Source organism: Streptomyces sp. 796.1, from assembly GCF_047525675.1.
Lineage (GTDB): Bacteria > Actinomycetota > Actinomycetes > Streptomycetales > Streptomycetaceae > Streptomyces.
Genome location: NZ_JBLIWA010000030.1, coordinates 31,541 through 56,684 on the forward strand (window position 1 = coordinate 31,541; position 25,144 = coordinate 56,684).

Below are 25,144 nucleotides of genomic sequence, written 5' to 3' on the forward strand. Positions count from 1 at the left end.
GGACGTGGCCCGCTCAGCGGGTCGAGCGCTCGGGGGCGGGGAGCCGGTCGGCCCGCGGCCCCCATGCCGCCGGGCGCCGAGGGGCCCGCACGGCGCGGCACCGGGGCCCGACGGCCGGCGTTGCGGCTCCCGCGGCCCGGAGCGGCCGAGACCGCCGGCCCGGCGCGGGGGCCGGGCACGGCGGTCTCGGTCGCAGCCGCCGCCGTGCCGGGCCCGTTCCGTCCCTCTCAGCCCGCTTCAGCGCGTGCCTGCACGCGCCGGTCCGCGCCGGTCCGCACCGCTAGCCGGCCACCGTTCCGTTTGCGGCCAACCGGGCCAGGACTTGGCGCAGCGCCGGGGCGCCGCGCCGGGCGTCCTGGTCGCTGGCCAGGAACCAGTCGAGTTCGGCGATCTCGCGGGCCGGCCGCAGCTCACCGGTGGCCGGGCCGGTGAAGCAGGTCATGCGCAGCGGCCGGCCGCCCTGCCCGTGGGCCTCGTCCTCGATGACGAACGCCGGGGTCAGCTCCCGCGGGTCGGCCCGCACGCCGAGTTCTTCGGCGAGCTCCCTGGCCAGTGCCTGGGGGCCGCTCTCGCCTGGTTCGAGCTTGCCGCCCGGCAGGTAGAACACGTCCCGGCCCTGGGTGCGGACGGCCAGCAACCGGCCGTCGCGCACGCACAGCCAGGCCACCGACTCCAGCGGGGCGAGCGGCTCAGTCATCGCCGCCGCCCGCCGCGCCGTCTTCGAGGTTGCCCTCGGTCTCCAGGTACAGCTCGCGCACGGCCGCCAACGTCTCCTGGTCGGGCTCCGCCCACAGGCCCCGGCTCTCCGCTTCGAGCAGCCGCTCCGCCATGCCGTGCAGGGCCCACGGGTTGGCCTCTTCGAGGAAGGCCCGGTTCTCCGGGTCGAGCAGGTAGCTCTGGGCGAGTTTGTCGTACATCCAGTCGGCGACCACGCCGGTGGTGGCGTCGTACCCGAAGAGGTAGTCGACGGTCGCGGCCAGTTCGAAGGCGCCCTTGTAGCCGTGCCGGCGCATGGCCTCGATCCAGCGCGGGTTGACCACCCGGGCGCGGAAGACCCGGGAGGTCTCCTCGTGCAGGGTGCGGGTGCGGACCGTCTCCGGGCGGGTGCTGTCGCCGATGTACGCGGCCGGGGCGGTGCCCTTGAGCGCGCGCACGGTGGCCACCATGCCGCCGTGGTACTGGAAGTAGTCGTCGGAGTCGGCGATGTCGTGCTCGCGGGTGTCGGTGTTCTTCGCCGCGACCGCGATCCGCTTGTAGGCGGTCTCCATCTCGTCCCTGGCCGGCCGTCCGTCGAGCCCGCGGCCGTACGCGTAGCCGCCCCAGACGGTGTAGACCTCGGCCAGGTCGGCGTCGGTGCGCCAGTCGCGGCTGTCGATGAGCTGGAGCAGGCCGGCCCCGTAGGTGCCGGGGCGGGAGCCGAAGATGCGGGTGGTGGCGCGGCGTTCGTCGCCGTGCTGGGCGATGTCGGCCTGGGTGTGGGCGCGTACGTAGTTGTCGGCCGCCGGCTCGTCCAGCGCGGCGGCCAGCCGTACGCCGTCGTCCAGCAGGCCCACCACGTGCGGGAACGCGTCGCGGAAGAAGCCCGAGATGCGCAGCGTCACGTCGATGCGGGGGCGGCCGAGTTCGGCCAGCGGGATGGCTTCGAGGCCGGTGACCCGGCGGGACGCCTCGTCCCACACCGGCCGCACGCCGAGCAGGGCCAGCGCCTCGGCGATGTCGTCGCCCGCGGTGCGCATGGCGCTGGTGCCCCACAGGGACAGGCCGACCGACTGCGGCCAGGTGCCGTCGTTGTCGGTGCGGTAGCGCTCAAGGAGGGAGTCGGCGAGTGCCTGGCCGGTCTCCCAAGCGAGCCGGCTGGGCACCGCCTTGGGGTCGACCGAGTAGAAGTTGCGGCCGGTGGGGAGCACGTTGACCAGGCCGCGCAGCGGCGAGCCCGACGGGCCCGCGGGGACGAAGCCGCCGGCGAGCGCGTGCACCACGTGGTCGATCTCGGCGGTGGTGCCGGCGAGCCGCGGGACCACCTCGCGGGCCGCGAAGTCGAGGATGGCGGCGACGTCCTTGCGCACGTCGTCGGGGAGCGCGGCGCACACCGTCTCGGTGGCGCCCACCTCCCAGCCGGCGTCCTCCATGGCCTGCACCAGCGTCCTGGCCCGCTCCTCGATCTCGTCCGCGCTGGTGCGGGTGGCGGCCGACTCGTCCAGGCCGAGCGCCTCACGCAGCCCGGGCAGGGCCGCGGTGCCGCCCCAGATCTGCCGGGCGCGCAGGATGGCCAGGACCAGGTTGACCCGCTCGGGCCCGGTGGGCGCGCCGCCCAGTACGTGCAGCCCGTCGCGGATCTGGGCGTCCTTGACCTCGCACAGCCAACCGTCGACGTGCAGCAGGAAGTCGTCGAACCCGTCGTCGTCGGGCCGGTCGTCAAGACCGAGGTCGTGGTCGAGCTTGGCGGCCTGGATCAGGGTCCAGATCTGGGCGCGGATGGCGGGCAGCTTGGCCGGGTCCATCGCGGAGATCGCCGCGTACTCGTCGAGGAGTTGCTCCAGCCGGGCGATGTCGCCGTAGGACTCGGCGCGGGCCATCGGCGGCACCAGGTGGTCCACCAGCGTCGCGTGCACCCGGCGCTTGGCCTGGGTGCCCTCGCCCGGGTCGTTGACCAGGAAGGGGTAGATCAGCGGCAGGTCGCCGAGGGCGGCGTCCGGGCCGCAGGCAGCGGACAGGCCGGCGTTTTTGCCCGGCAGCCACTCCAGGTTGCCGTGCTTGCCCAGGTGCACCATGGCGTCGGCGCCGAAGCCGCCGTCCTGCTGCGCGGTGGCGATCCACCGGTAGGCGGCCAGGTAGTGGTGCGAGGGCGGCAGGTCGGGGTCGTGGTAGATGGCGATGGGGTTCTCGCCGAAGCCGCGCGGCGGCTGGATGACCACGAGCAGGTTGCCGCGCCGCAGGGCCGCGAGGACGATCTCGCCCTCGGGGTCGCGGCTGGTGTCCACGAACATCTGCCCCGGCGGCGGGCCCCAGTGCTCCTCCACGGCGTCCCGCAGCTCCTGCGGCAGCCCCGCGTACCAGCGGCGGTAGTCGGCGGCCGGGATGCGCACCGGGTTGCGGGCGAGTTGTTCCTCGGTCAGCCACTCCTGGTCGTGGCCGCCGGCCTCGATGAGGGCGTAGATGAGTTCGTCGCCGTTGCCGGACGCGAGGCCGGGCAGCGCCCCCTCGCCCTCCTCGGGCCCGAGGTCGAAGCCCTCGGCGCGCAGCCTGCGCAGCAGGGCGACGGCGCTCGCCGGGGTATCGAGACCGACCGCGTTGCCGATCCTGGAGTGCTTGGTGGGGTACGCGGAGAGCACCAGGGCCAGGCGCTTCTCGGCGGCCGGTACGTGGCGCAGCCGGGCGTGCCGTACGGCGATGCCGGCGACGCGGGCGGCGCGCTCGGGGTCGGCCGCGTAGACCGGCAGGCCGTCCTCGTCGACCTCCTTGAAGGAGAACGGGACGGTGATCAGACGGCCGTCGAACTCGGGCACGGCCACCTGCGTCGCGGCGTCCAGCGGCGAGAGGCCCTCGTCGTTCTCCTCCCAGGCCGCGCGGGTGCCGGTCAGGCACAGCGCCTGGAGGATGGGCACGTCGAGCGCGGCGAGCGCGCCCGCGTCCCAGGACTCGTCGTCGCCGCCGGCTGACGCCTCGGCGGGCTTGGTGCCGCCCGCGGCCAGCACGGTGGTGACGACGGCGTCCGCGGCGCCGAGCGCCTCGATGAGCTCGGGCTCGGGGGCCCGCAGCGAGGCGACGAACAGCGGCAGGGCCCGCCCGCCGGCGTCCTCGACGGCCGTGCAGAGCGCGTCCACGAAGGCGGTGTTGCCGCTCATGTGGTGAGCCCGGTAGTAGAGCACCGCGATCAGCGGGCCGCTGGCGTCGGCCCGGGCGGTGCGCTCCAGCGGGCCCCAGGTCGGGGCGGGCTGCGGGGGCTCGAAGCCGTGGCCGGTCAGGAGCACGGTGTCGGAGAGGAAGCTGGCGAGTTGGCCGAGGTTGGCGGGCCCGCCGTGCGCGAGGTAGGCGTGCGCCTCGGCGGCGATGCCGACCGGGACCGTGGACGCCTCCATGAGCTGGGCGTCCGGGGCCTGTTCACCGGTGAGCACGACGACCGGGCGGTCGCCGGCGAGCAGCAGGTCAAGGCCGTCCTGCCAGGCCCGCAGGCCGCCGAGCAGGCGGACGACGACGAGGGAGACGCCGTCGAGCAGGGCGGGCAGGTCGGCGAGGTCGAGCCGGGCCGGGTTGGCGAGCCGGTAGGGCACCGGGCCCTCGGCCGCACGAGCGCTGAGCAGGTCGGTGTCGGACGTCGACAGCAGGAGGATCATGCGGCAGCAGCCTTCCTCGGGGTCCGCGCCCCGGGCGGGTGGGAGGACGGCAGGAGTTCCTGGCTCGCCCGGCATCGCTGCCGGACTCACAGTGGCGGGACCGCGCCGGGTTCACACCGGCTTCCTCCCCTGGCGCCGTCGCTTGCGGGAGCGGGCCAGCAGGCCCGTCGGGGAGCATAGTAACGACCTGGCCAGCGCCGCGTCGCCGGCTCCCGCCCCCGGTCAGGCCCGGCACGCCCGGGCGTGGCGGCCCCGACCGCGGCCCAGCCGGCCGCGACGGCCGCCGGCCCGCGTACCCGCCACGGCCGAGGGCCACCGGGTTGGGCCCGCCGGCCAGCCGGGCCGACCCGACAACCGGACGGCACTTCAAGGCCAAGCAAGGCCGAATAAGGCCGGAACCCGACGCCCGCGCGCGACGGCTGGCCCGCGGTCGGGCCGCGACACGGCGCACGCTTGGCGGGGTTCGACGCCGCCGTGCGTACGGTGTACCGCGCCCGTCCAGCGCCCGACCCGGTCCTGCACGCGGTGCAGCCGGGCCTCGCCGTACACCCCGCGCGACCCCTGTGCCCGGCGGGCCCCGCCCCGCCGCAGCCGTACGCCCGGCGCGACCCTGCCCCCGTCTTGCGCCGGGCCGCGCCCCTGCGTCCGGTGCAGCCGCGCCCCGCCCCGTACGTCACGCGACCTCACGAGCGGCGCGAAGGACACCGACCACGCCAGCGGCGCTGACGAGAGCAACCACACCAACAGCACCGCGACCGCGACCAGCACCAGCACCAGCACCAGCACCAGCACCAGCACCAACACCAACACCAACACCAACAAGGACAGCCCGAGCCGAACCGAACCACCGCGCTGAGCGACCCGCAAGCGGCGCGGCATCGCCCCTCCCGTCGGTCTCGTGGCCCGTCAGCCCGGAGCTGGTGGCCGGGGGTCCCCGCTGACCTGGTGCGGGAGGTTCCGGGCGGGGGGATCGTCGGTATGCTCGCCGCCATGCCCCTCACCCCGACAACCACCCCAACTGGGGAGGAACCGCCCAGCCGCACGGGCGATGACGCCTGTCCCGGCGCGCTGCGGCTGCACCGGGCCGACGACGGCTTCCTGGCCCGCGTCCGGCTCCCCGGCGGGCTGCTGACGGCGTCGCAGGCGACCGAACTCGCGCTGGCAGCACAGGAGTTGGGGGACGGCGCGCTCGATCTGACCTCGCGGGGCAACGTACAGCTCCGCGGTCTCGGCGCGGCCTGCGGCGGGGAACTGGCCGACCGGCTGCGGGCGGCCGGCCTGCTGCCTTCGGCCAGCCACGAGCGGGTGCGCAACGTGGCGCTGTCGCCACTGTCGGGGCTCGACGGCGGCGGGCGGGTCGACGTGACGCCCTGGGTGCGGGAGTTGGACCACCTGCTGTGCGCGGCGCCGGACGCGGCCGGCCTCTCGGGGCGGTTCCTGTTCGCGGTGGACGACGGCCGCGGCGACGTGGCCGCACTCGGGGCCGATGTGACATTGATCGCAACGGCACCCGGGGACGCGCTGCTGCGGGTGGCCACCGGGCACCCGGCGCCGCCGGCCGGCGCCGCCGTACCCGACCCCGTCCTGCTGCGCATCGCCGCGGTCGACGCACCGCGCGCCGCGCTGACCGCGGCGCTCGCCTTCCTCGCCGCGGCGCGGGCCAGTGACGCGAAGGCGTGGCGGAGTTGGGAACTGCCCGGCGGCCCCGAGCGTTACGCGCTCTTCGCGCGGGAGCTGGACGCCGCGCTCGCCGCCGCGGGCATCGCAGCCCGCCCCTGGCCGCACGACGGGCGGCCACCACACGTCATGCCCGCGGGGTTCGCCGCGCCACTGCCCGGGCTGGTGCCGGCGCCGGACGGCGGGCGCACCGCGCTCAGCGTGGCCGCGCCGCTCGGCCGCTTCGCCGGTGCCCAGTGGCACCTGCTGGCCGATGCCGCCCGGGCGGGCGCTGGCACCTTGCGGGTGACGCCCTGGCGCGGCGTGGTGGTCCCCGGCCTGACGCCGGCCGCCGCCGCGGCCCGGCTGGCCGAGTTGGCCGGGACCGGCGTGCTCGCGGACGCCGGGTCCGCCGGGTACGGGGTCGGCGCGTGCACCGGGCGCCCCGGCTGCGCCAAGTCCCTGGCCGACGTACGGGCCGACGCGGCCGACACCATCGCCCGTGCCTCCACCCGGGCTTCGCTCCCCGCGGCCCGCGGCACGGGCCCGGCCCGCACCGACCGCCCGGCACCGCTGCTGCCCGTCTACTGGTCGGGCTGCGAGCGGCGCTGCGGCCACCCCCAAGGGCGCTGGGTCGACGTGCTCGCGGGCGTCGACGGCTATCGGGTGACCGTCACGGGTACGGAGCACACGGCGCGTACGGCGTCCGACACGGCGGAACAGCGGGCTGGCAAGGCCCCGACGGCGGAGCGGGAGACGGGGACGGATACGAGGTCAGGGCCGGGGCCGGAGGCTGAGGCGGGGCCGGCGCCGGCCGGCGCGGCCGGGCGGGCCGAGCACGCCGGGCGACCGGCCCCGTCCTACCAGCAGCCGCCCGACCTGCCGGTTGCGCCCGAAGAATTGGCGGGCGTGCTGGCGGCGGCGCGCACCGTTCCGTAGCCACCGGGCGGGCCGGCGCCCGCCGCCGCCGTACCGGGCCACCGCGGCGCACACCGCCCGGCCCACACCGATCGAGGACAGACCGAGGGACATCGAGGACACAGTGTTCGACTACGAGAAGGACGGCGCGGCCATCTACCGCGCCTCCTTTGCCACCATCCGCGCCGAGGCCGACCTCGCCGCCCTGCCGCCCGACGTCAGCCAGGTCACGGTGCGGATGATCCACGCCTGCGGCATGGTCGACCTCGTCAAGGACCTCGCGTACACACCGCAGGTGGTGTCCGCGGCGCGGGCCGCGCTGCGCGCCGGTGCGCCCATCCTGTGCGACGCGAACATGGTCGCCAGCGGCGTCACCCGCAAGCGGCTGCCGGCCGACAACGAGGTGCTGTGCACCCTGGCCGACCCCGCGGTGCCCGCACTGGCCAAGGAGTTGGGCACCACGCGCAGCGCCGCGGCGCTCGAACTGTGGCGCGACCGTCTTGCGGGGTCCGTGGTGGCCATCGGCAACGCGCCCACCGCGCTGTTCCGGCTCCTGGAGATGATCGAGGCGGGTGCTCCGCGCCCGGCCGCGGTCATCGGCGTTCCGGTCGGCTTCATCGGCGCCGCCGAGTCCAAGGAGGCGCTGGCCGGGCACCCGGCGGCGCTCGACCACCTGGTGGTGCGCGGACGGCGGGGCGGCAGCGCCATGGCCGCCGCCGCGATCAATGCGATAGCGAGCGAGGAAGAGTGAGCGAGCAGCAGGAGCGGCCGGCCGGCACCGGCAAGCTGTACGGGGTCGGGCTCGGCCCGGGCGACCCGTCGTTGATGACGCTGCGGGCCGTCGAGGTGATCGGCGGCGCCGACGTGGTCGCGTACCACAGCGCCCAGCACGGTCGGAGCATCGCCCGCGCGATCGCGGAGCGGCACCTGCGGCCCGACCACATCGAGGAACGGCTGGTCTACCCGGTCACCACCGAGTCCACCGACCACCCGGGCGGCTACCGCGGCGCCATGGAGGACTTCTACGCCGAGGCCGCGGCCCGGCTCGCCGCCCATCTGGACGCGGGCCGCACGGTGGCGGTGCTCGCCGAGGGCGATCCGCTGTTCTACGGCTCGTACATGCACATGCACAAGCGCCTCGCGGACCGCTACCCGACGGAGGTGATCCCCGGCGTCACCTCGGTCAGCGCGGCGGCGGCGCGCACCGGGGCGCCGCTGGTGGAAGCCGAGGAGGTGCTGACGATCCTGCCGGGCACGCTGCCCGAGGAGGAGCTCACCGCGCGGCTCGCGGCCACCGACTCCGCGGCCATCATGAAGCTGGGCCGCACCTTCCCCACCGTACGGCGGGCACTGGAGCGCTCGGGGCGGCTGGCGGAGGCACGGTACGTGGAGCGGGCCACGATGAGCGCGGAGCGCACCGCGGCGCTGGCCGACGTGGACCCGGACTCGGTGCCGTACTTCTCGATGGCCCTGCTGCCGAGCCGGATCGGCGCCCAGCGGCCCGGTGACGCCGCGCCGCAAGCCGCGGCTGCGGTGGACGCCGCCGAGCAGCCGCAGGCCACCTCGGTCGGTGCGGCGCAGGCCGGGCCGGTGGCCGGCGGTGAGGTCGTGGTCGTGGGGCTCGGCCCGGCCGGTCCGCTGTGGCTGACGCCGCAGGCGCGCGGCGCGCTCGCCGCGGCCGACGACCTCGTCGGCTACACCACCTATCTGGACCGGGTGCCGGTCAGGGCGGGTCAGCGGCGGCACGCCTCGGACAACAAGGTGGAGGCGGTACGGGCGGAGTTCGCGCTCGACCTGGCCCGCCGCGGACACCGGGTGGCGGTGGTCTCCTCCGGTGACCCGGGCGTGTTCGCGATGGCGACCGCCGTCCTTGAGGCCGCCTGCGAAGACCCCTACCGCGAGGTCCCGGTGCGGGTGCTGCCCGGGATGACCGCCGCGCACGCAGCCGCAGCGAAGGCCGGCGCCCCGCTCGGCCACGACTACGCCGTCATCTCGCTGTCCGACCGGCTCAAGCCCTGGGAGGTCATCGCGGAGCGGCTGCGTTCGGCCGCGGCGGCGGACCTGGTCCTCGCCCTGTACAACCCCGGCTCGCGCAGCCGCAGTTGGCAGGTGGGCAAGGCCAGGGAACTCCTCCTCGAACTGCGCGCCCCGGACACCCCGGTGGTGCTCGGCCGCGACGTGGGCGGCCCGGAGGAACGCGTACGGATCGTCCGCCTCGGCGACCTGGACCCGGAACAGGTCGACATGCGCACCATCGTGCTGGTCGGCTCGTCGCAGACCCAGGCGGTACGGCGGGGCGACGGCACCGAGGTGGTGTGGACGCCGCGCCGCTATCCCCCGGCGTGAGGGGTCGGTACCGGTCTGCGGGGTGAGGCCGTGGGGCGCTCTGCTGGCTGAGGTGGGGCGCCCGGCTGGCTGGGAGTGGGTGCTTGTTGCTGGCTGGCGGGGTGGCTCGCCGCGGGATCGCACCGCTGCGGGGCGGGCGTCCGCGTACGTAGGCCGTTCGCGTACGCGGACCGTTCCCTTCCGCTCGGGGCAGCGGGACGGCGAGGCGACGCGGGGCAGTGGTCAGGCCACAGCGGGAGCCGCACCACCCCGGCCAGCAGCCCGTACGCCCGTACGCACAAGGCCGGCGGCCCCGCTCAGCCCAGCCGCTCCCCCAACCAACGCACGGCCCCCGCCACGTCCTCGACCGTGGCCACGCCGGCCGGGGCCGGGGGGCGGCGGACCACGACGACCGGGAGGTGGGCGTCGCGGGCCGCGGTGAGTTTGGCCGCGGTGGCCTGGCCGCCGCTGTCCTTGGTCACCAGGACGTCGATCCGGTGGCGCCGCAGCAGCTCCCTCTCGCCCGCGAGGTCGAACGGGCCGCGGTCGAGCAGAACCTCCATCCGGGGCGGCGCCGGCGGGGCCGGGGCGTCCACCGAGCGGACCAGGAACCAGTGGTCGGCCAGGTGCGCGAAGGCCGCGAGGCCCATCCGTCCGGTGCTGAGGAAGACCCGTTCGCCCAGGCCCGGCAGCGCGGCGGCGGCCCCGGCCAGCGAGTCCACCAGGTGCCAGCGGTCCCCGGGGGCGGCGACCCACCCGGGGCGGCGCAGGGCGAGCAGGGGAACATGGGCGGTGACCGCCGCCCTGGCGGCGTTGGAACTGATCGTGTCGGCGAAAGGATGGGTGGCGTCAATGACCGCGTCCACCTGGTGTTCCCGCATCCAGCGGACCAGCCCGTCAACCCCTCCGAAGCCACCGATGCGCACCTGCCCCGCCGGCAGCCTGGGCCCGGCCACCCGCCCGGCGAGCGAACTGGTGACGCGGACCGGACGGCCCCCGGCGGCCCCGTTCGCCACCAGTTCGGCGGCGAGCAGCCTGGCCTCGGTGGTACCGGCGAGGATCAGCACGTGCGGTGCCGCGGTCATGGGCGCGCTCCAGGTTCGTACGGGCGGTGGCGCCGGCCGCCGGGGGGCGGCCGGCCGCAGGGGTGCCCAGTGCGGTGCGGTGACCGGCCCTGCGCGCCGGACGGCCGCTGGGCCAGGCCGTCCGACGTGCGACGACGCCCCCCGCACCCGGCGTTCGGGTACCCGCGCTACGGTACGCGCCGCCGCCCCGCCCCCGACGAGCCGGTGCCCCGGGCGGCCCCCGCTGGCCTGCGCCCCGCCCGCTGCCGGGCGGCCGGTAGTACCGGTCCCGCCGGCCACACCGGATATCCCGGGCCCGTCGGTCATGCCAGGCGTGTCGATCGCCGAGGTGGCGTCAGCACCGGGCGGTGTCGGCCGTGGCTGAGCAGCACGTACCGGAGACGCCCGACGAACCTGCCGGGGCCGCGGAGGCGGCGGGCGGGCGGCAGGCGCAGCTCCAGCACACCGGGCTGCGACCGGGTTGGACGACGGGGGCGTGTGCCACGGCCGCAGCGAAGGCCGCGTACACCGCCCTGCTCACCGGCGACTTCCCGGACCCGGTGACGATCACGCTGCCCCGGGGGCAGCAGCCGGCCTTCGCGCTCGCGGCCGAGGAGTTGGCGTCGGGTTGGGCGATGGCCGCCATCGTGAAGGACGCCGGGGACGATCCGGACGTCACGCACGGGGCGCTGGTGCGCAGCCGGGTGCGGGAGTTGCCGCCGGGCTCGGGCGTGGTCTTCCGGGCCGGGCCCGGCGTCGGCACCGTCACCCGGCCCGGGCTGCCGCTGCCGGTGGGTGAGCCGGCGATCAACCCGGTGCCGCGACAACTGATGCGCGAGCACGTCGCCGAGGTCGCCCGGGAGTTCGGCGGGCGCGGCGACGTCGAGATCGAGGTGGCCGTCGATCACGGCGAGGAGCTGGCCCGCAGCACCTGGAACCCGCGCCTGGGCATCATCGGCGGCCTGTCCATCCTGGGCACGACGGGGGTCGTGGTGCCCTACTCGTGCTCCGCCTGGATCGACAGCATCCGGCGCGGCATCGACGTGGCACGGGCGGTGGAGCAGCGGCACGTGGCCGGCTGCACCGGCTCGACCTCGGAGAAGGTCGCGATGGCCGAGCACGGCTTGCCCGAAGAGGCGCTGCTCGACATGGGCGACTTCGCCGGTGCGGTGCTCAAGTACCTGCGCCGCAACCCGGTGGACCGGCTGACCATCGCCGGCGGCTTCGCCAAGCTCTCCAAGCTGGCCGCCGGCCACCTCGACCTGCACTCCGCGCGCTCCCAGGTGGACAAGGGCTTCCTGGCCGAGCTCGCCAGGCACGCCGGCGCCGACGAGGCCCTGGCGGCGGCGGTGGCCGCGGCCAACACCGGGCTTGAGACGGTGCAACTGTGTGCCGCGCGCGGCGTCCCGCTGGGCGACCTGGTGGCCGAGACCGCCCGCGAGCAGGCCCTGGAGGTGTTGCGCGGCGCGCCGGTCGCGGTCGACGTGATCTGCATCGACCGCGCCGGCACGATCGTGGGCCGGGCCGAGCCGCGCGGCCCCGGCGCCTGACCTTCGGCGGCCGGGCCGCGCGGGCCCGGCCCGCGGAGCAGCGGCACCCGCGCGCGCTGGCCCCACCCGGTGCGTACGCGGTGCCTGCGCCCCGGCGGCCGTGAACCACCGGTCCGCGCCCAGCCGGCCGTCAACCCACCCGTCGTTGCCCGATCGACGGGCGCCCCACCGGCGATCGCCGTGCCGGCCTAGACTCGCGGGAATGACAGCCAACAGCGCGGTGGTCCGCCCGGTGGCGCCAGGCGACCTGGAGACGGTCGGCGCCATCTACGCGCACTACGTGCGCCACACCGTCGTCACCTTCGACGAGAACGCACCGGCGACGGCCGACTGGCAGCGGCGGCTGGACGAACTCTCCGCCCGGGGGTTGCCGTTCCTCGCCGTCGAGTACTGCGGCGACGTGGTGGGCTACGCCTATGCGACGCCCTGGCGCGCCAAACCCGCCTACCGGCACACCGTCGAGAGCTCGATCTACCTGGCGCCCGACCGCACCGGCCGCGGCCTCGGCGGCGTCCTGCTGCGCGACCTCCTGGAGGCGTGCGCGGCGGCGCGCGTACGGCAGGTGATCGCCGTCATCGCCGACGCCGGCACCGGGGCCTCGGTCGCCCTGCACCGGCGGCACGGCTTCACCGACGCGGGGCGGCTGGCCGCGGTCGGCGCCAAGCACGGGCGGTGGATCGACACGCTGTTGATGCAGCGCACCCTGGTCCCGCGGCCGGCCGGGCTCCCCGTACCGCCGCAGTGACCGGCCCCACGACCACCGCGGGGCCGGCCTTCGCTCCCACCGCCGCTGAGCCGCCGCCGCTGACGCCGTCGGGCGGCCCTACGCGGACCGTTCGCGATCGGTGGAGTACAGGTAACTGTCGCTGAACTGCTCGGCGCCCAGGGTGCGGCCGACCATGATGACGGCCGTACGGGTGATGCCGGCCGTGGTGGTCTGGGCGGCGATGGTCTCCAGCGTGCCGCGCAGGACGAGCTCGTCGGGCCGGCTGGCCATCGCCACGACGGCGGCCGGGCAGTCGGCCCCGTAGTGCGGCAGCAACTCGGCCACCACCCGTTCCACGTGCCGGGCGGCGAGGTGCAGGACGATCAGGGCGCCGCTGCGGCCGAGGGTGGCCAGGTCCTCGCCGGCGGGCATCGGGGTGGCGCGTTGGGCGACCCGGGTGAGGATGACGGTCTGCCCGACGGTCGGCACCGTCAACTCGCGGCCGAGCGCCGCCCACGCCGGCACCCCGGGCACCATCTCGTACGGCACGCCCGCCGCGTCCAGCCGCCGCATCTGCTCGGCCACCGCGCTGAACACCGAGGGGTCGCCCGAGTGCAGCCGCGCCACGTCGTGACCCGCGGCGTGCGCGGCCACCAGTTCGGCGGTGATCTGGTCCAGGTCGAGTCGCGCGGTGTCCACCAGGCGGGCGTCGGGCGGGCACTCGGCCAGCAGTTCGCGGGGGACCAGGCTGCCCGCGTACAGGCACACGGCGCAGCGCGCCAGGGTACGGGCGCCGCGCAGCGTGATCAGGTCGGCGGCGCCGGGGCCGGCACCGATGAAGTACACCGTCATCGTTCTTCTCCTCGGTCCGGTCCGGCCGCCCGGTCGGCGGTCGGTGCGTCGGGCGGGCACGCGGCGGGGCTGGCCGCGGCTGCGGGCCGGGCTGCGACGGCGGCCGGCTTGGTGACCGCCCACTGGGTGACCGGCATCGCCTGTCGCCAGCCGGTGAAGCCGCCGACCGGCACGGCGCGGGAGACGGCGATGCGGACGAGTTCCCCGCCGTGCCTGCGGTACCAGTCGGCCAGCAGCGCCTCCGACTCCAGCGTCACCGTGTTGGCGACCAGCCGGCCGCCGCCGGGCAGCGCGGCCCAGCAGGTTTCGAGCAGGTCGGGCGTGGTCAGCCCGCCGCCGATGAACACCGCGTCCGGCGTGGGCAGTTCGGTCAGCGCGTCGGGCGCCTTGCCGGTGATCACCCGCAGCGCTGGCACCCCGAGGGCGGCGGCGTTGCGGCCGATGCGGGCGGCCCGGACCGGATCGCGCTCGACGGTCAGCGCCCGGCAGGCGCGGTGCGCGCGCAGCCATTCGATGGCGATGGAGCCGGAGCCGCCGCCGATGTCCCACAGCAGTTCGCCGGGGGCCGGCGCGAGCGCGGCCAGCGTGGCGGCCCGCACCCGGCGCTTGGTGAGCTGGCCGTCGTGCTCGTACGCGTCGTCGGGCAGCCCGGGTACGGCGGCGAGCCGCGGGGCCAGACCGGTGGACCGGCACTCGATCGCGATCACGTTCAGCGCGTCGCCCGGCTCGTCCGGCCAGGTGTCGGCGGTGCCGGTACGGTGCCGTTCGCGCTCGCCGCCGAGTTGTTCGAGGACCCACAGGGCGCTGGGCCCGAACCCGCGCTCCCGCAGCAGCGCCGCGACCTCGCCCGGGGTGTGGGCGCCGGCGCTGAGGACCAGCAGCCGCCTGCGGTCGTAGAGCCAGCGGTTCAGGCCGGCCAGCGGCCTGCCGACCAGGCTGACCACGTCCGCGTCCTCCTGCGGCCAGCCGAGCCTGGCGCAGGCGTACGCCACGGACGAGGGGTGCGGCAGCACCCGTAGCCGCTCGGGGCCGCACTCCTCGCTGAGCGCCCGCCCGATGCCGTAACAGAACGGGTCGCCGCTGGCCAGGACGGCGATGCGGCGCCCGGCGTGCGCGGCGAGCAGCCCGGCGACGGCCGGCCGCAGCGGGGTGGGCCAGGGCACGCGGCGCCCGGGGCACGCGGCGGGCAGCAGGTCGAGCTGGCGCGTCCCGCCGATCACCACCTCGGCCTCGCGCAGCGCCTCGCGCGCGGTGGCCGTGAGCCCGCCCCAGCCGTCGGCACCGATCCCCACGACCGTCACGGGCCCGGCGTCGTCGGCGGGGGCGGTGGGCGGAGCGGTGTTCACGGGTGGGGGTTCCTCGACGGTCGGGGACGGCAGCAGCCGAACTCTACTGACCTGCTGCGATCACCTTGCGACCGGGCCGCCCCCGACGGCCGGGGCCGGAGGGCGTGCGATCCGTGCGCGGTCCTTGCCGGGCTCGACCGGTCGGTGTCGGTCAGCGCGGAGCGCGGAGCACCCCGTCCGTCACCGCCCCGGCACGCGGGGCAGTACGCAGTCCCCGCACAGGCCGCCGCCCGGCACCCGGTAGTACAGGCAGCAGGTGCTGCGGCGGAAGACCGGGCCCGCGCCCGGCAGCCAGTCGCCGGTCGAGCGCAGTGGCTCGGTCGCGAACAGTTCCCGACTGAGCGCCCTGGCCAGTTCGGCCGCCTCGGCCGGTGCCTGGGGCCGGAGGGCGAGCGTCGTGGGGGCCGCCGACGGCGTGCGCAGCCAGCGGTACAGCACCCCGAGTGCGCCCGCAAGGGCCGAGCCCGCGTTCCCCCAGAGCAGCGTCCCCGCGACGCCGGACGCGGCGGTGGTCGCCCGGTGCAGCGGGGTCAGGTGCGCGTCCACGACGGCGCTGCGGAGTTGTGCGGCGAGGGCCGCGGGGTCGCTGGTCGGCGCCGGGGGCCGGTCCTGGGCGTCCGTGGTCGGTGGCAGCCACAGTTCGTCCGGCGCGCTGCGCTCGGGGTGCCACCACAGCCGCCGCGGGCCGAAGTCGGGTACCTGGCCGGCGAGTACGGCGCTGCCCACGGCAAGCGACCACAGCCGGCCCGCCAACCCCTGGAAGCTGAGCGAGGCCACCACCCGGGCCTCGTCCGTGCCCAGTCGTCCGGCCACCGTGGCGTGCCGGTGGCGCAGCCCGGGCGGTGCGTCGCCGGCACCCGGTACGTCCGCCGCACCGGGCAACTCCCCCGCGCCCGGCACGTTCCCCGCGCCCGGCTCGGCGGCCGGCGCCTTTGCTCCGCCAGGGCCGGGGCCCGTGCCGTACGCCTCGGCGAGCGGTAGGTAGCCGTCGGCGCGGGGCCCGCCCGGGCCCGGCGGGTCGGTGCGCACGGCGAAGAAGGGGCCGATCGCGGCGACCGCGGCCAGCACCTGGGTCGGCGAGGTGGTCGAGGTGGGTTCGGGCATCGGCGTGACCGTCCTTCCTGGGCCTCGGGCCCCTGGGGCGGGATCAGGCTAACCGGCCGCCCGGCGCCGGGGTCCAGGGGGCGGCGCCCGGTGCGGTTGGGCGCGGAGCACGTCACGTACTGAGGTGGGTGTGTCGCCTGAGGCCGGCGGCGCCGGGGCAGGTGCGTCGCCCGTGGCCGGCGCCGGGCCGCGCGCATCGCTCGTGGCCAGCGCCGTCGGGGCGGGTGAACGACGAGTCGGGGCGGGTGGGGTGACAGCCGGGGGTGGGGCGGCAAGTCAGCGCGGGTGAGATGGCGGCCGGGGCGGGTGGGGTGGCGACCGGGGCGGGTTGAGAAGATCGCCCCAGCAACGCGCCCGCCCGCCGGGCCCCGTGCCCTACCGGCCCGCCCCTACCCGCACCGACCCGCCCCTGTCCGTCCGCCTCTCCGCGGCCCGCCCCTCGGCAGGCCACCCCGCCGAGCCGGCGCCCGTCACCCATCGATGCGGGTACGCCACGCGCGTGCCCGCCAGCGACCCACCGGAGCAGATCGATGAACCACTCCCCCGCCGCCGCAGCCGTCCTCACCCAGGTGCGCGGCCAGGTCGGCACGCTCACCCTCAACCGTCCACGGGCGCTGAACGCCCTCACCCACGCCATGGTGCGCGACCTCACCGACGCGCTGACCGCCTGGGAGCAGGACGACACGGTGCGGGCGGTGCTGCTCACGGGTGCCGGCGAGCGCGGCCTGTGTGCGGGCGGCGACATCCGGGCCATCTACGAGGACGCCCGCGTCGGCGGCACCGCGTCGCGCGCGTTCTGGCGCACCGAGTACCTGCTCAACGCGCAGATCGCCCGTTACCCCAAGCCGTACGTGGCGCTCATGGACGGCATCGTGATGGGCGGCGGCGTCGGCGTCTCCGCGCACGGCTCGGTGCGCATCGTCACTGAACGCTCCACGCTCGCCATGCCGGAGGTCGGCATCGGCTTCGTCCCCGACGTCGGCGGCACCCACCTGCTAGCCGCGGCCCCCGGCGAGTTGGGCACCCACCTGGCGCTGACCACGGACCGGATGGGCCCGGGCGCCGCCATCGCAGGCGGCTTCGCCGACCACTTCCTGCCGTCGGCCGAACTCCCCGCGTTCGCCGAGGCGTTGGCCACCGGCGACGTCGCCGACGTGGTGGCCGGGTTCGCCCGGCCGGCCCCGGCTGACGAGTGGGAGCAGCACCGCCCGTGGATCGACGCGTGCTACGCGGCCGACTCCGTCGAGGAGATCGTCACCCGGCTTGAGGAGTGTGGCGTGCCGGCCGCGAAGGAGGCCGCCGAGCGCATCATGACCAAGTCGCCCACCGCGCTGAAGGTCACGCTCAGCGCGCTGCGCCGGGCCCGCCGGCTTGGCGCCCTGGAACCGGTGCTCGACCAGGAGTACCGCGTCTCGTGCGCCGCGCTGTCGCTGCCTGACCTGGTGGAGGGCGTCCGGGCGCAGGTCGTCGACAAGGACCGCAGGCCCCGCTGGAACCCCGCCCGCCTGGCCGACGTCAGCCCGGCCGACGTGGCCGGGTTCTTCGCCGATCTCGGTCCGGAGGAACTGGGCCTGGCGGCACGCCCGTAACGCCCGCGGCCCGCACGCCCGGCCTGCCTGGGCCACCCGGTCCCGCTGCGGGGCGCGCGGGCCCGGGCGCGCGGTTCCGACGCGCGCACGGCAGCGTGCCCCGGCGCCGGGCGGTACCGGATCGGCGCCGGGCCCGCCCCGGCGCCGGTGACGCGATCCCCCGCGGGGGCGTCCCGGGGTCCGGCCTAGACTCCGCCGCATGAGCTACGTGATCACCGACATCGCTCGGGACCTGGCCCCGCAGGGCGTGCTGCGGGCCTCCATCAACCTGGGCAACCCGGTGCTGGCCCAGGGCACGCCGACGGCGCCGACCGGCATCACGGTGGACCTCGCGCGGGAGGTCGGCGCCCGGCTGGGGCTCCCGGTGGAGTTCCAGTGCTTCGACGCCGCCCGCAAGTCGTACGAGGCGATGGCCACCGGCCGGGCCGACCTGTGCTTCCTGGCCATCGACCCGGCGCGGGAGGCCGACGTCGCCTTCACCGCGCCCTACGTCGTCATCGAGGGCGTGTACGTCGTCCCGCAGCAGGCGCCCTTCGCCAGCGCGGCCGAGGTGGACCGCGCTGGCGTCCGCATCGGCGTCAAGCACGGTTCCGCGTACGACCTGTTCCTCTCGCGCACCCTGCGCCACGCGTCCGTGGTCCGCGGCGACGAGGGCGTGGACACCTTCCGGGCGCAGGGGCTCGACGTCGGGGCCGGCATCCGCGAGCCGATGACTGCATACGTGGCCGCACACCCGGACGTCCGGCTGATACCGGATGCCTTCCTCCAGATCCGGCAGGCGGTGGGCACCACCAAGGACCGCGCGCCCGCCACGATCGGCTTCCTCCGGGACCTGGTCGACGAGCTGACGGCGAACGGTTTCGTCGCCGCCGCGCTGCGCCGCGCGGGCCAGTCCCCGGCCCTGGTCGCCCCGCGCGACTGAGCACTCCCGCACCGCCTCGTGGCCGGGGGCCGGGCGCCGGACGACCCTGCGGGCCGGCCGAACCGTGTGGCCGGGTGGCCGCGTACCCGCCCCGGGCCCCGGCCCCGTGCGTGGCGGCGCCCCGGCCGCGAAACCGACCGACGGACGGCGATGGCGACAGTGACGCCAGCGGCAACGACAACGGCAACGACAACGGCAACGGCCCTGCACACGACGGCGGGCGGCCGGACGGGGTTGTTCCCGTCCGGCCGCCCGTCTCGGTGGGCCCGTCGTACGACCGGGCCGCGCTCAGGCCCGCGGGTGGCGGCCGTTGAGCGCGGGGTCGGCGTGTTCCGTACCTTCCGTACCGGTCGGTGACCCGAACGCGGCGAGGAGTTGCTCGGCCGCGAGGGAGGCCGTCAGCGTGCCGTCCCGCAGTTGCCGCTCGACCTCGGGGGTCAGCCGGCGCACCGCGGGGTGCTCCCGGAGCCTGGTCAGGAGCTGGTCCTGAACCATCGTCCAGGTCCACTCGACCTGTTGGTCGCGCCGCTTGCGTTGGAGCGCGCCCGTCGAGTCGAGGACCTTGCGGTGCTGCTCGATGCGGTCCCACAGGGTGTCGAGCCCGGTGCCCTCGCGGGCGCTACAGGTGAGCACCGGCGGGTTCCACACCTCGTCCGGGTGGGGCGGCGCCTCGCCACCCCGGCCGGCCGCGCCCGCCCCGTGCCCGCCGCTGGCCTGCGGGCGCAACAGCCTCAGCGCGCCGGCCAGTTCGCGGGCGGCCGAGCGGGCGTCCCGCTCGTGCGGCCCGTCGGCCTTGTTGACCGCCACCAGGTCGGCCAGTTCCACGACGCCCTTCTTGATGCCCTGGAGCTGGTCTCCGGTACGGGCCAGGGTCAGCAGCAGGAAGGTGTCGACCATGCCGGCCACGGCCGTCTCGGACTGGCCCACGCCCACCGTCTCGACCAGCACCACGTCATACCCCGCGGCCTCCATCAGCACGATGGTCTCCCGGGTGGCCCGGGCCACCCCGCCCAGCGTGCCGGAGGTCGGCGAGGGCCGGACGAAGGCGGCCGGGTCGACGGCCAGCCGCTCCATCCGGGTCTTGTCACCCAGGATGGAGCCGCCGGTCCGGCTGGACGAGGGGTCGACGGCGAGCACCGCGACCCGGTGGCCGCGCCCGGTGAGCAGGGTGCCCAGCGCGTCGATGAAGGTGGACTTGCCGACGCCCGGCACCCCGCTGATGCCGACCCGGCGTGACGTGCCCGCGTACGGCAGCAGTTCGACCAGCAGTTGTTGGGCGAGGGCGCGGTGGTCGGGCCGGGTGGACTCCACGAGGGTGATGGCCCGGGCGATCTGCGCCCGGGAACCCTCGCGGACGCCCCGTGCGTACGCGCCTACGTCGATCTTGGGTGGCATGGGCTCACAGCTCGTGGCCGAGCGCCGCACCCAGCGACGTGACCAGGTCGTAGGCGGCGTCGGGGATCACCGTGCCGGGCGGGAAGACGGCCGCTGCGCCCATCTCGCGCAGCGTCTCGACGTCCTGCGGCGGGATGACGCCGCCGACCACGATGGTGATGTCCTCGCGCCCCGCCTCGGCCAGTTGCTCGCGCAGCGCGGGCACCAGCGTGAGGTGACCGGCGGCCAGCGAGGAGACGCCGACGATGTGCACATCGGCCTCCACCGCCTGCCGGGCGACCTCGGCGGGGGTCTGGAACAGCGGGCCGACGTCGACGTCGAAGCCGAGGTCGGCGAAGGCGGTGGCGATCACCTTCTGGCCCCGGTCGTGCCCGTCCTGCCCCATCTTGGCGACCAGGATGCGCGGCCGACGGCCCTCGGCCTCCTCGAAGGCGCGCACCAGCGCCCGGGTGCGGTCCACGCCGGTTGACGGTCCTGCTTCGTCTCGGTACACACCGGAGATCGTACGGATCTGGCCCGAGTGGCGCCCGTACACCTTCTCCAGGGCGTCGGAGATCTCGCCGACGGTGGCCTTGGCGCGGGCGGCGTTGACGGCCAGTGCGAGCAGGTTGCCCGAGAGGTCGCCGGCGCGCTGGGCGCCGTTCTCGGCGGCGCCGGTGAGCGCCCGCAGCGCGTCCTGGCACGCCTGCTCGTCGCGCTCGGCGCGCAGCCGGCGGAGCTTGTCGATCTGTTGGGCGCGGACGGCGGAGTTGTCGACCTTGAGGACGTCGATCTGCTCGTCGCTGTCCACCCGGTACTTGTTGATGCCGATCACTGGCTGCCGGCCGGAGTCGATCCGCGCCTGGGTGCGGGCCGCGGCCTCCTCCACGCGCAGCTTGGGGATGCCGGCGTCGATGGCCTGCGCCATGCCGCCGGCGGCCTCGACCTCCTCGATGTGCTGCCAGGCGCGGCGCGCGAGGTCCAGGGTGAGCCGCTCCACGTACGCGCTGCCGCCCCACGGGTCGATGACCCGACAGGTGCCGGACTCCTGCTGGAGCAGGAGTTGGGTGTTGCGGGCGATGCGGGCGGAGAAGTCGGTGGGCAGCGCCAGCGCCTCGTCCAGCGCGTTGGTGTGCAGCGACTGGGTGTGCCCCTGGGTCGCGGCCATCGCCTCCACGCAGGTGCGGGCCACGTTGTTGAACACGTCTTGCGCGGTCAGCGACCAGCCCGAGGTCTGTGAATGGGTGCGCAGCGAAAGGGACTTGGCGTTCTTCGGGTCGAACTGCTTGACCAGCTTGGCCCAGAGCAGCCGGGCCGCGCGCAACTTGGCGATCTCCATGAAGAAGTTCATGCCGATCGCCCAGAAGAACGAGAGCCGCGGCGCGAAGGCGTCCACGTCCATGCCCGCGTCCAACCCGGCGCGCAGGTACTCAACGCCGTCGGCGAGGGTGTAGGCCAGCTCCAGGTCGGCGGTGGCCCCGGCCTCCTGGATGTGGTAGCCGGAGATGGAGATGGAGTTGTAGCGCGGCATCTTCTGCGAGGTGAAGGCGAAGATGTCGGAGATGATCCGCATGGAGGGCTGCGGCGGGTAGATGTAGGTGTTGCGGACCATGAACTCTTTGAGAATGTCGTTCTGAATGGTTCCGGCCAGCTTCTCGGGCGCGACGCCCTGTTCCTCCGCGGCGACGATGTAGAGCGCGAGGATGGGCAGCACCGCGCCGTTCATCGTCATCGACACGCTCATCTTGTCCAGCGGGATGCCGTCGAAGAGCTGCCGCATGTCGTAGATGGAGTCGATGGCGACGCCCGCCATGCCGACGTCGCCGGTGACCCGGGGGTGGTCGCTGTCGTAGCCGCGGTGGGTGGGCAGGTCGAAGGCGACCGACAGGCCCTTCTGGCCCGCGGCCAGGTTGCGCCGGTAGAAGGCGTTGGACTCCTCGGCGGTGGAGAAGCCCGCGTACTGGCGCACCGTCCACGGCTGGTTGACGTACATCGTCGGGTACGGGCCGCGCAGGTAGGGCGCGATGCCCGGGTAGGTGCCGAGGAAGTCGACGCCTTCCAGGTCGGCGGCCCCGTACAGCGGCTTGACCCCGATGCCCTCGGGGGTCTCCCAGACCAGCGCGTCCTGGTCCTTGCCGGTGCTCTGGCGGAGCGCGGCCCGCCAGTCGTCGGTGGTCGGGCCGGGTGCGCCCGTGTCGTCGCCGGTCAGTTGGATGTTCGCGAAGTTCGGGATGGCTCCCGTGGCGTCCGCTCCGCCTTGCATCACGCAATCCCCATGGTGTTCAGGGCCGAGGTCAGCACCTCGACCGCGTCGCAGCCCGCGAAGACGAACTCGTCCACCCCGGCTCGAAGGTAGTCTTCCCGCCGCTCGCCGGGGCGGCCCGCCAGGTAGACGCGGGTGGCGCCGGCGGCCTTGAGCCGGGCGGCGGCGTCCTCCGCCTGTTCGGCGTAGAGCTGGTCGGTCGAGCACAGGCAGGCGATGCGCGCGCCGCTGCCGGCGAAGGCGTCGGCCGCGGCCTGTGCGTCGGTGCCGGCCTGCTCCTGGACGGCCGCGATGCCGCCGGCCTGGAACAGGTTGGCGGCGAAGGTGGCGCGCGCGGTGTGCGCGGCGGCCGGGCCGAGGGTGGCCAGGAAGACCTTCGGCCGCTCGCCGGTCGCCGCCAGGTGGGCGTCACTGCGGGCGCGCAGCGTCTCGTACGCCTCGTCCCTGCGCACCCGCGGCAGGCCGCCGGTGAGCCGCTGCGGGGCGGCCTCGCGCTCCACCGGGCGCTCGTCCAGCAGCGGGAACTCGCTGACGCCGGTGATCGGCTCCTTGCGCCGGGCGAGGTCCTTGGAGCGGCGCTGCCAGGTGGCGGCGAGCCGGTCGGGGATCAGGCCCGAGGTGAGCCCGTCGGCGATGCCGCCGGCCGCTTCGATCTCCTGGAACCAGGCCCAGGCCGCCTCGGCGACCTCGTCGGTCAGCCGCTCCACGTACCAGGAGCCACCGGCCGGGTCGATGACGCGGGCCAGGTGCGACTCCTCCAGCAGGATCGCGGAGGTGTTGCGGGCGATGCGCCGGGCGAAGCCGTCGGGCAGGCCGAGTTCGCTGTCGAAGGGGAGCACGGTCACCGCGTCCGCGCCGCCGACGCCGGCGCCGAGGGTGGCGACGGTGGTGCGCAGCATGTTCACCCACGGGTCGCGCCGGGTCATCATCACCGGCGAGGTGACCGCGTGCTGCCGCTGGGCCGCGGTGCCTTCGGCGGCGCCGCACACCTGCGCCACCCGGGCCCACAGCCGGCGGGCGGCGCGCAGCTTGGCGATGTTCAGGAACTGGTCGGCGGTGGCCGCGTAGCGGAATTCCAGTTGGGCCAGCGCGGCGTCGACGGAGAGGCCACCTGCGGTGAGGGCGCGCAGGTAGCCGACGCCGGCGGCGAGCGAGCAGCCGAGCTCTTCGGCGGTGGAGGCGCCGGCCTCGTGGTAGGGCAGGGCGTCCACGCTCAGGGCCCGCACGCCCGGGTAGTCGGCGCTGGCGCGGCGGGCGAGTTCCACCGCTGCGGCCAGTTGCGCCTCCAGCGCGTCGGCCGCTCCGGTACGGGCCAGCAGGCCGTACGGGTCGGCGCCGAGCACGGCGAGCGCGGCGTGCCGGGGCACCTCGCGCGCGTCGTAGAGCGCGAACAGGGCCGCGCCGGCGGCAGCGGCGTCAGCGCCGGGGTCGAGTGCGACGGTCACCAGGTCCAGGTAGACGCCGTCCAGGGCGCGGGGCAGCGCGTCGACGGGCAGCGCGCCGTCGCCGACCGCGAGCCACAGCGAGGTCACGCCGTTCTCCAGGTCGGCGAGGACCGCTTCGCGGGTGCGCTCGGGGTCGGGGTGCGCGTGCCGCTGGCGTACGTCCCAGCCGTCTACCGCAGCCCCTTCGGGGCGTCCGCCGCGGAGGAACGGGGCGAAGCCGGGGAAGCCGGCGGCCGTGGAGGCGTCGGGCGCGTCGTCAGAGGTGTACAACGGACGGGCGGCGATCCCGTCCTGGAGCGAGGTGGTGAGCACTTCCTCAGCAGCGGCTCCGCTGGCGTCGGACGCACCGGACTTGCGCAGTACGTTGCCAACAAGGTGTTGCCATTGCTCTCGGGTTGCTTCCGGGAACTCGGCTGCCAAGGGGAGCCCGTCGGGCAGGACCGTCATGCGACGGAGACTAGGCGAGGTTTGTGGGCGACAGGAGTAGGGCACCCTGTGATCTTGCCCTCGTTACGGTTGAGTAAGCGCCACACATCGCTAGGGTACGGACAGAATGACCTGCAAAGGGCTTACGCGCAACGGGGGTTCACCATGGGATACGGCACAGACGAGACTGCCGTAGGGAACTTGACAAACGGGGCTTCGCCCGTCATCCCGAGCGCGTTGGTGCCCGCCGAGGTCGCCTGGGCCGACGCGGTGCGCACCGACGCCACGCCCGACGTTCTCTTCCCCGAGGAAGCGGCTCTGCTCACCCGGTCCGTACAGAAGCGGCGGAACGAGTTCACGACGGTCCGGGCGTGTGCCCGGCGGGCCATGGCGGGCCTAGGTCTGCCGCCCACCCCGGTGCTGCCCGGCAAGCGCGGCGAGCCCGGCTGGCCCGAGGGCGTGGTGGGCAGCATGACGCACTGCGACGGGTACCGGGCCGCCGCGCTGGCGCCCGCCTCCGTCGCGCGATCGATCGGCATCGACGCGGAGCCGCACGCCCCGCTGCCCGACGGCGTGCTCGACGTGGTGTCGCTGGCCCCGGAGCGGGAGCGCGGACAGCAGATCGCGCGGGGCGCCTGGGGCGGCGACCCGGTGCACTGGGACCGGCTGCTGTTCAGCGCGAAGGAGAGCGTCTTCAAGGCGTGGTATCCGCTGGCCCGACGCGAACTCGACTTCTCCGACGCCGAGTTGACCTTCGACGCGGCCCCGGCTTCGTCCGTCCCCGGCTCCGGCGGCCCCGACCGGCAGGGCACCTTCCGGGCCCGACTGCTCCCCTCGGCCGACGTTCCCGACGGGTTCCCCTTCAGTGGTTTCGAGGGCCGCTGGGTCATCCACGACGGCTTCGTCGTCACCGCGATCGTGACGCCTCCGGCGACGGTGCCCGGCCCCCGTTGATCCTGCGGGTGGCCCTTTCGGGGCACTGGTCACCCTCCCCGTTTCCGTCATGTTAACCCGTCATCTCCCTTGCCTTGACTGGCAGTTCCGTTGTTACGAGAGCGCGTCGAGGCCAACCTCTCCCGCGCGGTATTGGGTACCGCGGCGACGGGTGCCACGGTGACGGGCGCCGCGCCCGCGGTCTGCTCAGAACAGCTCGCCCGGCAGTGGCCGTAGGGGGCCGGTGGGGGCGGCCGTAGGGGGCGAGTCGGCGTGCCCCACACGGCGTACCGCGACGGCATCTGGGTGGCGCGGCGCCACACCTCACACCGGCGCC

General features: G+C 75.4%; 18 protein-coding genes and 1 riboswitch. Of the genes, 8 read left to right on the plus strand and 10 right to left on the minus strand.

Annotated features, from left to right (window positions below; genetic code table 11):
* Nucleotides 1-280: 280 nt before the first annotated feature.
* The 3 genes from ACMA1D_RS20625 to ACMA1D_RS20635 form a co-directional block, all read right to left on the minus strand.
* On the minus strand, nucleotides 281-697 hold the full coding sequence (locus ACMA1D_RS20625) for an NUDIX hydrolase (protein ID WP_414725484.1): 417 nt from the start codon (nucleotides 695-697) through the stop codon (nucleotides 281-283).
* A complete protein-coding gene (gene cobN / locus ACMA1D_RS20630; RefSeq protein WP_414725485.1) occupies nucleotides 690-4,334 on the minus strand; it encodes a cobaltochelatase subunit CobN in 3,645 nt (1,214 codons plus the stop codon). Before cobN ends, ACMA1D_RS20625 begins: the two co-directional genes overlap by 8 nt.
* Nucleotides 4,335-4,387: 53 nt before the next feature.
* A riboswitch (cobalamin riboswitch) is annotated at nucleotides 4,388-4,461 on the minus strand.
* 239 nt (nucleotides 4,462-4,700) lie between these two features.
* Nucleotides 4,701-5,213 carry a hypothetical protein gene (locus ACMA1D_RS20635; RefSeq protein WP_414725486.1) on the minus strand — a complete coding sequence of 171 codons (513 nt, stop codon included), beginning with the start codon at nucleotides 5,211-5,213 and terminating at the stop codon, nucleotides 4,701-4,703.
* A 111-nt stretch (nucleotides 5,214-5,324) separates the two neighbouring features.
* Between ACMA1D_RS20635 and ACMA1D_RS20640 the strand changes: the two genes are divergently transcribed.
* The 3 genes from ACMA1D_RS20640 to ACMA1D_RS20650 all read left to right on the plus strand — a co-directional run bounded on the left by ACMA1D_RS20640 (nucleotide 5,325) and on the right by ACMA1D_RS20650 (nucleotide 9,254).
* A complete protein-coding gene (locus ACMA1D_RS20640) occupies nucleotides 5,325-6,929 on the plus strand; it encodes a hypothetical protein (protein WP_414725487.1) in 1,605 nt (534 codons plus the stop codon).
* Between the two features lie 103 nt (nucleotides 6,930-7,032).
* Entirely contained in the window at nucleotides 7,033-7,659 is a 627-nt protein-coding gene (locus ACMA1D_RS20645) for a precorrin-8X methylmutase (protein WP_414725488.1), read from the plus strand.
* Nucleotides 7,656-9,254 (plus strand): precorrin-2 C(20)-methyltransferase, encoded by a 1,599-nt coding sequence (locus tag ACMA1D_RS20650; protein WP_414725489.1) that lies wholly within the window; start codon nucleotides 7,656-7,658, stop codon nucleotides 9,252-9,254. Before ACMA1D_RS20645 ends, ACMA1D_RS20650 begins: the two co-directional genes overlap by 4 nt.
* A gap of 296 nt (nucleotides 9,255-9,550) precedes the next feature.
* On the opposite strand, the gene ACMA1D_RS20655 is transcribed toward ACMA1D_RS20650, so the two are convergent.
* Nucleotides 9,551-10,318: a cobalt-precorrin-6A reductase gene (locus ACMA1D_RS20655; protein ID WP_414725490.1), complete on the minus strand. Its 768-nt coding sequence runs from the start codon at nucleotides 10,316-10,318 to the stop codon at nucleotides 9,551-9,553.
* A gap of 356 nt (nucleotides 10,319-10,674) precedes the next feature.
* Between ACMA1D_RS20655 and ACMA1D_RS20660 the strand changes: the two genes are divergently transcribed.
* Both ACMA1D_RS20660 and ACMA1D_RS20665 read left to right on the plus strand, forming a co-directional pair.
* Nucleotides 10,675-11,847 (plus strand): cobalt-precorrin-5B (C(1))-methyltransferase, encoded by a 1,173-nt coding sequence (locus ACMA1D_RS20660; protein ID WP_414725491.1) that lies wholly within the window; start codon nucleotides 10,675-10,677, stop codon nucleotides 11,845-11,847.
* Between the two features lie 202 nt (nucleotides 11,848-12,049).
* Nucleotides 12,050-12,592 (plus strand): N-acetyltransferase family protein, encoded by a 543-nt coding sequence (locus tag ACMA1D_RS20665; RefSeq protein WP_414725492.1) that lies wholly within the window; start codon nucleotides 12,050-12,052, stop codon nucleotides 12,590-12,592.
* Nucleotides 12,593-12,670: 78 nt separating this feature from the next.
* Here the strand turns inward: ACMA1D_RS20665 and cobM are convergent, their stop codons facing one another.
* The 3 genes from cobM to ACMA1D_RS20680 form a co-directional block, all read right to left on the minus strand.
* Nucleotides 12,671-13,405, minus strand: a complete 735-nt coding sequence (cobM, locus tag ACMA1D_RS20670) for a precorrin-4 C(11)-methyltransferase (RefSeq protein ID WP_414725493.1) — start codon at nucleotides 13,403-13,405, stop codon at nucleotides 12,671-12,673.
* Nucleotides 13,402-14,751: a precorrin-6y C5,15-methyltransferase (decarboxylating) subunit CbiE gene (gene cbiE / locus ACMA1D_RS20675; RefSeq protein WP_414725494.1), complete on the minus strand. Its 1,350-nt coding sequence runs from the start codon at nucleotides 14,749-14,751 to the stop codon at nucleotides 13,402-13,404. Before cbiE ends, cobM begins: the two co-directional genes overlap by 4 nt.
* A 180-nt stretch (nucleotides 14,752-14,931) precedes the next feature.
* Nucleotides 14,932-15,855 carry a (2Fe-2S)-binding protein gene (locus ACMA1D_RS20680; RefSeq protein ID WP_414725495.1) on the minus strand — a complete coding sequence of 308 codons (924 nt, stop codon included), beginning with the start codon at nucleotides 15,853-15,855 and terminating at the stop codon, nucleotides 14,932-14,934.
* 530 nt (nucleotides 15,856-16,385) lie between these two features.
* Here ACMA1D_RS20680 and ACMA1D_RS20685 point away from each other — a divergent pair.
* Nucleotides 16,386-17,444, plus strand: coding sequence for an enoyl-CoA hydratase/isomerase family protein (locus ACMA1D_RS20685; protein ID WP_414725496.1), 1,059 nt, complete (start codon nucleotides 16,386-16,388; stop codon nucleotides 17,442-17,444).
* 199 nt (nucleotides 17,445-17,643) lie between these two features.
* Nucleotides 17,644-18,366, plus strand: coding sequence for a transporter substrate-binding domain-containing protein (locus tag ACMA1D_RS20690; protein ID WP_414725497.1), 723 nt, complete (start codon nucleotides 17,644-17,646; stop codon nucleotides 18,364-18,366).
* Between the two features lie 288 nt (nucleotides 18,367-18,654).
* Here the strand turns inward: ACMA1D_RS20690 and meaB are convergent, their stop codons facing one another.
* The 3 genes from meaB to mutA are packed head-to-tail and all read right to left on the minus strand — an operon-like array spanning nucleotide 18,655 to nucleotide 23,895.
* Nucleotides 18,655-19,761 carry a methylmalonyl Co-A mutase-associated GTPase MeaB gene (meaB, locus tag ACMA1D_RS20695; RefSeq protein WP_414725498.1) on the minus strand — a complete coding sequence of 369 codons (1,107 nt, stop codon included), beginning with the start codon at nucleotides 19,759-19,761 and terminating at the stop codon, nucleotides 18,655-18,657.
* A 4-nt stretch (nucleotides 19,762-19,765) separates the two neighbouring features.
* The gene (gene scpA, locus ACMA1D_RS20700; RefSeq protein WP_414725499.1) at nucleotides 19,766-22,003 is read right to left on the minus strand and encodes a methylmalonyl-CoA mutase; all 2,238 of its coding nucleotides are present in this window, start codon (nucleotides 22,001-22,003) and stop codon (nucleotides 19,766-19,768) included.
* Complete coding sequence (gene mutA, locus ACMA1D_RS20705) at nucleotides 22,003-23,895, minus strand: methylmalonyl-CoA mutase small subunit (protein WP_414725500.1); 1,893 nt, start codon at nucleotides 23,893-23,895, stop codon at nucleotides 22,003-22,005. The genes scpA and mutA overlap by 1 nt, the downstream gene beginning before the upstream one ends.
* A 204-nt stretch (nucleotides 23,896-24,099) precedes the next feature.
* On the opposite strand from mutA, the gene ACMA1D_RS20710 reads away from it, so the two are divergent.
* Nucleotides 24,100-24,828: a 4'-phosphopantetheinyl transferase family protein gene (locus tag ACMA1D_RS20710; protein WP_414725531.1), complete on the plus strand. Its 729-nt coding sequence runs from the start codon at nucleotides 24,100-24,102 to the stop codon at nucleotides 24,826-24,828.
* Nucleotides 24,829-25,144 lie beyond the last annotated feature (316 nt).

Coding starts and splice junctions, on each gene's coding strand:
- ACMA1D_RS20625 (WP_414725484.1), bottom strand. CDS start 697: ATGACTGAGCCGCTCGCCCCGCTGGAGTCGGTGGCCTGGCTGTGCGTG.
- cobN (WP_414725485.1), bottom strand. CDS start 4,334: ATGATCCTCCTGCTGTCGACGTCCGACACCGACCTGCTCAGCGCTCGT.
- ACMA1D_RS20635 (WP_414725486.1), bottom strand. CDS start 5,213: ATGCCGCGCCGCTTGCGGGTCGCTCAGCGCGGTGGTTCGGTTCGGCTC.
- ACMA1D_RS20640 (WP_414725487.1), top strand. CDS start 5,325: ATGCCCCTCACCCCGACAACCACCCCAACTGGGGAGGAACCGCCCAGC.
- ACMA1D_RS20655 (WP_414725490.1), bottom strand. CDS start 10,318: ATGACCGCGGCACCGCACGTGCTGATCCTCGCCGGTACCACCGAGGCC.
- ACMA1D_RS20665 (WP_414725492.1), top strand. CDS start 12,050: ATGACAGCCAACAGCGCGGTGGTCCGCCCGGTGGCGCCAGGCGACCTG.
- cobM (WP_414725493.1), bottom strand. CDS start 13,405: ATGACGGTGTACTTCATCGGTGCCGGCCCCGGCGCCGCCGACCTGATC.
- ACMA1D_RS20680 (WP_414725495.1), bottom strand. CDS start 15,855: ATGCCCGAACCCACCTCGACCACCTCGCCGACCCAGGTGCTGGCCGCG.
- ACMA1D_RS20685 (WP_414725496.1), top strand. CDS start 16,386: ATGAACCACTCCCCCGCCGCCGCAGCCGTCCTCACCCAGGTGCGCGGC.
- ACMA1D_RS20690 (WP_414725497.1), top strand. CDS start 17,644: ATGAGCTACGTGATCACCGACATCGCTCGGGACCTGGCCCCGCAGGGC.
- meaB (WP_414725498.1), bottom strand. CDS start 19,761: ATGCCACCCAAGATCGACGTAGGCGCGTACGCACGGGGCGTCCGCGAG.
- scpA (WP_414725499.1), bottom strand. CDS start 22,003: ATGCAAGGCGGAGCGGACGCCACGGGAGCCATCCCGAACTTCGCGAAC.
- mutA (WP_414725500.1), bottom strand. CDS start 23,895: ATGACGGTCCTGCCCGACGGGCTCCCCTTGGCAGCCGAGTTCCCGGAA.